This window comes from Acinetobacter stercoris, from assembly GCF_900323515.1.
Classification (GTDB): Bacteria; Pseudomonadota; Gammaproteobacteria; order Pseudomonadales; family Moraxellaceae; genus Acinetobacter; species Acinetobacter stercoris.
The window spans coordinates 1-2,991 of sequence record NZ_OOGT01000300.1 but is presented as its reverse complement, the minus strand read 5'-3'; the positions used below and the strand labels follow the sequence as shown (position 1 = coordinate 2,991).

Sequence of the window (2,991 nt, the reverse complement as noted above, 5' to 3'; positions counted from 1 at the left end):
TCACCTTGCTGTTCAATATTGTATTCAAAAAAATCTTTATTTTCAATAAGTTTGTAGTTATATGGGTTGTATTTTTTGAAAGAAAGATAATATGCCATTTGTAAAATTGCACCATGCCATAACACGTTTATTTTTTGTTGATATTGATAGATATGTGCCATTTCATGAATAAAAATAGCCTGATATGTTAAATTTTCTAGTGCATAGTCATCACTATAGTTCGCATTTTTCACATGAATATAACCATCTGGTGCCATAAATATCCCTTTAGGCTGCCAAGGGAGATAAGGGTGGTTCATGACTTTAACCTGATCATATTGAATCAGATTTCCAAAAACACTCTGGGCTATCCTGATTTCGTTTTGAGTTAGAGAGCGATATTTAAAACGATTGATTTTTAATAGTTTTATCAATATTAGGTAGATGTGAAACATATTTCTGACCAAATATGAATGAACTTGGATTATATAATATTGTTGGGCATGATGCTTTCACAAAAGCATATAACATCAATTGATGAGGATAAATGCTTAAAATATGATTCAAATTTCCTAAAGTTTCATGAGAAGTTTACAATAATTATATCTAAATCTAAATTGCTGTAGTAATGAAAAAACGTATTCAAACCTTGATTTCAGCTATTTCTGAAAATATGTATGAGAGGGAACATGTAATTGCACTGAGTTTGCTTGCCGCAATTGCAGGTTCAAATACATTTTTATATGGTGCGCCAGGAACAGCAAAAAGTCTTATATCAAGGCGAATTGCTTCAGCATTTGAAGTCAGGTCATATTTTGAATATTTGATGAATAGATTTAGTACGCCAGAAGAAATTTTTGGACCTGTTTCAATCAAAGCACTCAAGCAGGATCAATATTTACGTAAAACTGAGCATTATTTACCTCAAGCTGATTTTGCTTTTCTCGATGAAATATGGAAAGCCAGTCCAGCTATATTAAATACACTGTTAACATTACTTAATGAAAAAATTTTTAAGAATGGGGAAGCTATAGAGAAGGTTCTTTTGAAAGTTTTAATGAGTGCGTCAAATGAAATTCCTATGGAAAATCAGGGATTAGATGCATTGTATGACCGTTTTATATTGCGTTTGGTTGTAAAGCCGATTGTAAAACTAGAAAACTTTCATGCACTATTACAGGCGAAACCAAATTCGGCAAAGGTTGAGATTGCTTCTGATTTAGTTGTCAAAGAATCAGAACTTTTGTTATGGAGAGAGCAAATATATGATGTACAGTTTCCAGACGATATCCTCAAAATTATCGATGCTATAAAGCATAAGCTGGATTTTATTTATGATGACCATCAAATTTACGTTTCTGATCGTAGATGGCAACGAATCGCTTATTTATTAAAAACATCCGCTTTTTTAAATGATCGCAATCAAGTGAATTTGACTGATCTTTTCATATTACAATATTGTTTATGGAATCAAATAGATGATATTGCATATATTGAAAAAACTCTTCAAGAGACTATTGCTGACTATGGGTTGAACTCAGATCTTGATTATGACGCGTTAATTCAGAAAAAAGATCTACTCGAAAATAAGATTTTGCATACATTTTACTATATGGATGATGTGTATGAGAGTTATTTAATTAAAGATAAAGAGTATCTCAAAGCGATTACTAATCTGGATCAGCACTATAAAGATAAGGTGTTGTATTTAGAATTAAATAAAATGGATACAAAAAAAGATTTTTTTGCAGTTGATGAGCGTGGTGAAGAGATCCGGGGAATTGTCTGTAATTTTAATGGTACTCGACAATGTAATCTAAAAGGAGGGTACTATGGTCTGGAAGAAGTTGTAACACCTTACATTAAATATGAGAAAGGCAGTAAAAGAAATAATGTGTCGGCTCAGGAAAAATATGATCTTTTACACAATGTTCAGGAATTAAAGGAACAGTTTGAACAAGAAAAAAAGATTATTCAACAACGTTTGAATGAACAATCTGAACAATTTTATTCAGTATTTATTGTAAAAGATGAAGTAACACAATTATTACGACAGGTTCAGGAAAAAATAACCCGTTATGATTTGCAAGTGAGTGATATGCAAAGGCTTGAGCAATTATGCAAACAATAAATCTACTTGAGCAATCCGTAGATCAATTGTATGGCGAACTACGTCACTCCACTTTAAAACATTGGCTTGAAGATCAGAAATTTTCTCAGCATCTGGATGAGAAAGTTAGGCAATGGGCATGTCAGGCGAAATCAAGTCTGGATCAGGCTCATCCTTATTTAAAATATGTAAAAGAACTAGAGCGCTGGAATCAGGTAGAGGCAGTAAGTGTTAATGATTTTAATGAAATATTAAAGCAATATATTGAGTTCTATCAAATTTCTGGAAAGACTGGATTGGCTGATATTTGGAAGTTTCAGCTTGGAAATAACCCGGAATTATTGAGTCATAACAATGCTGAACTTCAGTTACAGTTTCGGCTGATAAAGGAAAAGTGGCAACGTCAACTTACAGAAGCAGTTGCACATTGGGAGTTTGAGCAGCTTGCATTACAGCGTGATGCTTTTTTAGAAGAGATTAAAGATTTTTTGGCAACCTTGCAAAAAATGGCAAAACACAAAGAATCTTTAGGTATAGATACAGGAATTTTTATTGATTATTCGACTGGGAAGTTACGACCTCAGGATGTGAACCAATTTGAAGAATGGCTCAATTATTTAGAGAATGATCCAGAATTATTAAAGCTTTGTGAGATGATCGGAAACGCTCAGCCAAGTCATTATTCTCGTAAACCTTTAGCAAATAGAAATCAGGATGATCAACAAGATGAAATAATAAATCTGCATGCCAGAGATGAAATTATTGGGGTTAGACTAGCTCAGGATTTGAATCTGGCATTACCCAGTGAACTGGCTTTATTATCTGATCCAGAATTAGAAACTTTATTTGATTTAAAATACTTAGAATCAAATTTAATGAGTTTTAATATACAGGGAATACAC

At 32.6% G+C, this 2,991-nt stretch carries 2 protein-coding genes and 1 pseudogene; 2 read left to right on the top strand and 1 reads right to left on the bottom strand.

Features of this window, described 5'->3' with window-relative positions; all coding sequences use genetic code 11:
• Positions 1-434, bottom strand: a 434-nt coding sequence (locus KPC_RS18710; RefSeq protein WP_121975836.1) for a hypothetical protein, incomplete at its 3' end; no start/stop codon positions are given.
• A gap of 173 nt (positions 435-607) precedes the next feature.
• On the opposite strand from KPC_RS18710, the gene KPC_RS18705 reads away from it, so the two are divergent.
• Together KPC_RS18705 and KPC_RS18700 are read left to right on the top strand one after the other, a co-directional pair.
• On the top strand, positions 608-2,110 hold the full coding sequence (locus KPC_RS18705) for an AAA family ATPase (RefSeq protein ID WP_121975835.1): 1,503 nt from the start codon (positions 608-610) through the stop codon (positions 2,108-2,110).
• Positions 2,098-2,991 (top strand): annotated as a pseudogene (locus tag KPC_RS18700) (VWA domain-containing protein); the annotation flags it as partial. The gene KPC_RS18705 and the pseudogene KPC_RS18700, both read left to right, overlap by 13 nt.